The sequence below is a fragment of the Leptolyngbya sp. AN10 genome (genome assembly GCF_050565645.1).
Classification (GTDB): Bacteria; Cyanobacteriota; Cyanobacteriia; order Leptolyngbyales; family Leptolyngbyaceae; genus Leptolyngbya.
The window spans coordinates 1-5,332 of record NZ_JBNXVP010000090.1 but is presented as its reverse complement, the minus strand read 5'-3'; the positions used below and the strand labels follow the sequence as shown (position 1 = coordinate 5,332).

2 tRNA genes and 3 rRNA genes are annotated in these 5,332 nt (G+C 51.5%); all 5 read left to right on the top strand.

Annotated elements, in window-relative coordinates:
• The first annotated feature begins 129 nt into the window (after positions 1-129).
• The 5 genes from ACQ4M5_RS41535 to rrf all read left to right on the top strand — a co-directional run bounded on the left by ACQ4M5_RS41535 (position 130) and on the right by rrf (position 5,282).
• Positions 130-1,623 (top strand): 16S ribosomal RNA (locus tag ACQ4M5_RS41535).
• Positions 1,624-1,765: 142 nt separating this feature from the next.
• A tRNA-Ile gene (locus ACQ4M5_RS41530) sits at positions 1,766-1,839 on the top strand.
• Positions 1,840-1,879: 40 nt separating this feature from the next.
• Positions 1,880-1,955: transfer RNA gene (locus tag ACQ4M5_RS41525), tRNA-Ala, on the top strand.
• Positions 1,956-2,150: 195 nt separating this feature from the next.
• Positions 2,151-5,035 (top strand): 23S ribosomal RNA (locus tag ACQ4M5_RS41520).
• A gap of 130 nt (positions 5,036-5,165) precedes the next feature.
• Positions 5,166-5,282 (top strand): 5S ribosomal RNA (gene rrf, locus ACQ4M5_RS41515).
• The 16S, 23S and 5S rRNA genes sit together here with 2 tRNA genes alongside, the layout of an rRNA operon.
• The last annotated feature ends 50 nt before the right edge of the window (positions 5,283-5,332 follow it).

Here is a 5,332-nt window from a genome sequence, read left to right as displayed (position 1 = left end):
CTGAACCTATACAACAGAATAGTTTAGAAGCCAGAGAAAGGAAAGCCTTCGTCAAAAAAATGTTTCTCTTAGTTGAGGAACCGGAAGGAAAACCGGATAAATTACTACGAGCTACGAACTTATCTATACAACATGGAGAGTTTGATCCTGGCTCAGGATGAACGCTGGCGGTATGCTTAACACATGCAAGTCGAACGGAGTACTTTCGGGTACTTAGTGGCGGACGGGTGAGTAATGCGTGAGAACGTGCCTTTAGATTGGGGACAACAGATGGAAACGTCTGCTAATACCGAATGTGCCTTAACGGGTGAAAGATTAATTGTCTAAAGATCGGCTCGCGTCAGATTAGCTAGTAGGAGTGGTAACGGCACCCCTAGGCGACGATCTGTACTTGGTCTGAGAGGATGACCAGGCACACTGGAACTGAGACACGGTCCAGACTCCTACGGGAGGCAGCAGTGGGGAATTTTCCGCAATGGGCGCAAGCCTGACGGAGCAATACCGCGTGAGGGAGGAAGCTTTTTGGAGTGTAAACCTCTTTTATTAGGGAAGAATTGATGACGGTACCTAATGAATCAGCATCGGCTAACTCCGTGCCAGCAGCCGCGGTAATACGGAGGATGCAAGCGTTATCCGGAATTATTGGGCGTAAAGCGTCCGTAGGTGGCTGAACAAGTCTTTTGTCAAATCGTGCAGCTTAACTGCATACGGGCGGAGGAAACTGTTTAGCTAGAGTGCGATAGGGGTCACAGGAATTCCCAGTGTAGCGGTGAAATGCGTAGATATTGGGAAGAACACCAGCGGCGAAAGCGTGTGACTGGGTCTGCACTGACACTGAGGGACGAAAGCTAGGGGAGCGAAAGGGATTAGATACCCCTGTAGTCCTAGCCGTAAACGATGACAACTAGGTGTGGTTCGTATCGACCCGAGCCGTGCCGTAGCCAACGCGTTAAGTTGTCCGCCTGGGGAGTACGCACGCAAGTGTGAAACTCAAAGGAATTGACGGGGGCCCGCACAAGCGGTGGAGTATGTGGTTTAATTCGATGCAACGCGAAGAACCTTACCAAGGCTTGACATCCTGCGAACCCTACCGAAAGGTGGGGGTGCCTTCGGGAGCGCAGAGACAGGTGGTGCATGGCTGTCGTCAGCTCGTGTCGTGAGATGTTGGGTTAAGTCCCGCAACGAGCGCAACCCACGTTTTTAGTTGCCATCATTCAGTTGGGCACTCTAGAGAGACTGCCGGTGACAAACCGGAGGAAGGTGTGGATGACGTCAAGTCAGCATGCCCCTTACGCCTTGGGCTACACACGTACTACAATGCGTTGGACAAAGGGCAGCCAGTCAGCGATGACGAGCCAATCCCATAAACCAACGCTCAGTTCAGATTGCAGGCTGCAACTCGCCTGCATGAAGGCGGAATCGCTAGTAATCGCAGGTCAGCATACTGCGGTGAATACGTTCCCGGGCCTTGTACACACCGCCCGTCACACCATGGGAGTTGGTCACGCCCGAAGTCGTTACTCTAACCGTTCGCGGAGGAGGATGCCGAAGGTGGGGCTGATGACTGGGGTGAAGTCGTAACAAGGTAGCCGTACCGGAAGGTGTGGCTGGATCACCTCCTTATAGGGAGACCTACCCCTTCATTTTCAACACTGCTTGAATTTGAAGTTGGTCATCTCAAGGTCGGTCGAGGGCTTTCCACTTAGCTTAAGTCATTAAGTTGAAATTCACTGTGCTTCTAAACTATCCCGGTTCAGGGAGATGTGGGCTATTAGCTCAGGTGGTTAGAGCGCACCCCTGATAAGGGTGAGGTCCCTGGTTCGAGTCCAGGATGGCCCACTCCACTTATCAATCAGGGTCAAGTGCGAATCGAACACACGGGGGTTTAGCTCAGTTGGTAGAGCGCCTGCTTTGCAAGCAGGATGTCAGCGGTTCGAGTCCGCTAACCTCCACCAACCATTCTTCAGTAAGAGCAAAGGGATTCCAAGAATCAAGGACACAACACAGCAACTCATCTGATATATTAGAGAGCCTGCTGGATTGTTATCCAGTAAAAGAACCAAGAAAACTGCATAGTGCGTTGTCAGGTAGAAATACACAGACACCAATGTAATTGGACAAAGCACTAATTGAGTGAAATCAATTGAAGTGGTCAAGCTACAAAGGGCAGATGGTGGATACCTAGGCACACAGAGGCGAAGAAGGACGTGACGACCGACGATATGCTTCGGGGAGCTGGAAGTAAGCATTGATCCGAAGATTTCCGAATGGGGCAACCCTAAACATGACCACCTGAATCCATAGGGTGGAACAAGCCAACCCAGCGAATTGAAACATCTTAGTAGCTGGAGGAAGAGAAAGCAAACGCGATTTCCTGAGTAGCGGCGAGCGAAATGGAAACAGCCTAAACCGATGGATTTATCCGTCGGGGTTGTGGGACAGCAACGTGTATCAGAGCGGTTAAACGAAGTAGTGAGAAGCTACACCAGAGAAGGTGAAAGTCCTGTAGTTGAAAACTTAACTGAGCTAGCTGGATCCCGAGTAGCATGGGTCACGAGAAATCCCGTGTGAATCATCGAGGACCACCTCGAAAGGCTAAATACTCCTGTGTGACCGATAGAGAACTAGTACCGCGAGGGAACGGTGAAAAGAACCCCGGGAGGGGAGTGAAATAGAACATGAAACCATCTGCTTACAAGCAATTGGAGCACGATTCAACGTGTGACAGTGTGCCTGTTGAAGAATGAGCCGGCGACTTATAGGAACAGGTAGATTAAGGCGGAGATGCCGAAGTCAAAGGGAAACCGAGTCTGAATAGGGCGAATTGATCTGTTTTTATAGACCCGAACCCCGGTGATCTAACCATGTCCAGGATGAAGCTTGGGTAACACCAAGTGGAGGTCCGAACCGACTGATGTTGAAAAATCAGCGGATGAGGTGTGGTTAGGGGTGAAATGCCAATCGAACCGGGAGCTAGCTGGTTCTCCCCGAAATGTGTTTAGGCGCAGCGGTAATCGTTCCACTCTGGGGGTAAAGCACTGATTCGGTGCGGGCTGGGAGACCGGTACCAAATCGAGTCAAACTCAGAATACCAGAGGTACAGATTGCCAGTGAGACGGTGGGGGATAAGCTTCATCGTCAAGAGGGAAACAGCCCAGACCATCAGCTAAGGTCCCCAAATAACACCTCAGTGATAAAGGAGGTGGGAATGCAGAGACAACCAGGAGGTTTGCCTAGAAGCAGCCATCCTTAAAAGAGTGCGTAATAGCTCACTGGTCAAGCGTTCCTGCGCCGAAAATGAACGGGGCTAAGGTGTTTACCGAAGCTATGGACTTGTATTTATACAAGTGGTAGGGGAGCGTTCTGTTGTAGTGAGAAGCATCAGCGGCAAGCAGGTGTGGACGAAGCAGAAGTGAGAATGTCGGCTTGAGTAGCGCAAACATTGGTGAGAATCCAATGCCCTGAAATCCTAAGGGTTCCTCCGGAAGGCTCGTCCGCGGAGGGTGAGTCGGGACCTAAGGCGAGGTCGAAAGACGTAGTCGATGGACAACTGGTGAAGATTCCAGTACTCGATTCAAATTGTGACGGGGGACGGAGAAGGCTAATCTAGCTCCATGTTGGTTAGGAGTTCAAGCTAACGAGGCTGTGAGAGGTGGCGGAAACACCTTGAGCTGAGTGGTGAGTACGAGGGTCTACGGACCCGAAGTAGATGATGTCAGGCTTCCAAGAAAATCCCGGATCACGCTAATTTGAATCACCCGTACCCGAAACCGACACAGGTAGGATGGTTGAGAAAACTAAAGGGCGCGAGATAACTCTCTCTAAGGAACTCGGCAAAATGACCCCGTAACTTCGGGAGAAGGGGTGCCACCGCGAGGTGGTCGCAGTGAAGAGGCCCAAGCGACTGTTTACCAAAAACACAGGTCTCCGCTAAGTTGCAAAACGATGTATGGGGGCTGACGCCTGCCCAGTGCCGGAAGGTTAAAGAAGTGGGTCAGGGATTCGTCCTGAAGCTCGCGACTGAAGCCCCGGTGAACGGCGGCCGTAACTATAACGGTCCTAAGGTAGCGAAATTCCTTGTCGGGTAAGTTCCGACCCGCACGAAAGGCGTAACGATTTGGGCGCTGTCTCGGAGAGAGGCTCGGCGAAATAGGATTGTCTGTGAAGATACGGACTACCTGCACCTGGACAGAAAGACCCTATGAAGCTTTACTGTAGCCTGGAATTGGGTTCGGGCTTTAACTGCGCAGGATAGGTGGGAGGCTATGAAGTGACTCTTGTGGGAGTCATGGAGCCAACGGTGAGATACCACTCTGTTAAGGCTAGAATTCTAACTTGTGCCCGTTATCCGGGACGAGAACAGTTTCAGGTAGGCAGTTTGACTGGGGCGGTCGCCTCCTAAATGGTAACGGAGGCGCGCAAAGGTTCTCTCAGGCTGGTTGGAAATCAGCCGTAGAGTGTAAAAGCACAAGAGAGCTTGACTGTGAGACGAACATGTCGAGCAGGGACGAAAGTCGGCTTTAGTGATCCGACGGCAGAGCGTGGAATCGCCGTCGCTAAACGGATAAAAGTTACTCTAGGGATAACAGGCTGATCTCCCCCAAGAGTTCACATCGACGGGGAGGTTTGGCACCTCGATGTCGGCTCATCGCAACCTGGGGCGGTAGTACGTCCCAAGGGTTGGGCTGTTCGCCCATTAAAGCGGTACGTGAGCTGGGTTCAGAACGTCGTGAGACAGTTCGGTCCATATCCGGTGCAGGCGCAAGAGTATTGAGAGGAGTCTTCCTTAGTACGAGAGGACCGGGAAGAACGCACCGCTGGTGTACCAGTTATCGTGCCAACGGTAGACGCTGGGTAGCCAAGTGCGGAGTGGATAACCGCTGAAAGCATCTAAGTGGGAAGCCCACCTCAAGATGAGTACTCTCATGGAGTTAATCCAGTAAGGTCACGGGGAGAACACCCGTTGATAGGCGGTAGGTGGAAGTGTGGTAACACATGCAGCCGAGCCGTACTAATAGACCGAGGGCTTGACCTCAATGGTTCAATCAGTATGAAGACAAAGACAGGTGTCTGAGGTTTCTACACACAAACTGACAACGTGACTATGCAGCCTTCTGGGTTCTAAGCGGTCGTGCAACTAAAGCGTGACTGAATCCAACAAGATTCCTGGTGGTGATGGCGATGTGGACCCACACTCATCCATCCCGAACTGAGTGGTGAAACGCATTTGCGGCGACGATAGTGAGAGGGTAGCTTCTCGTCAAAATAGCAGTCCGCCAGGGTACTTATACGATAGATGGAAGCCCTTCTACAGTACTGTGTAGAAGGGCTT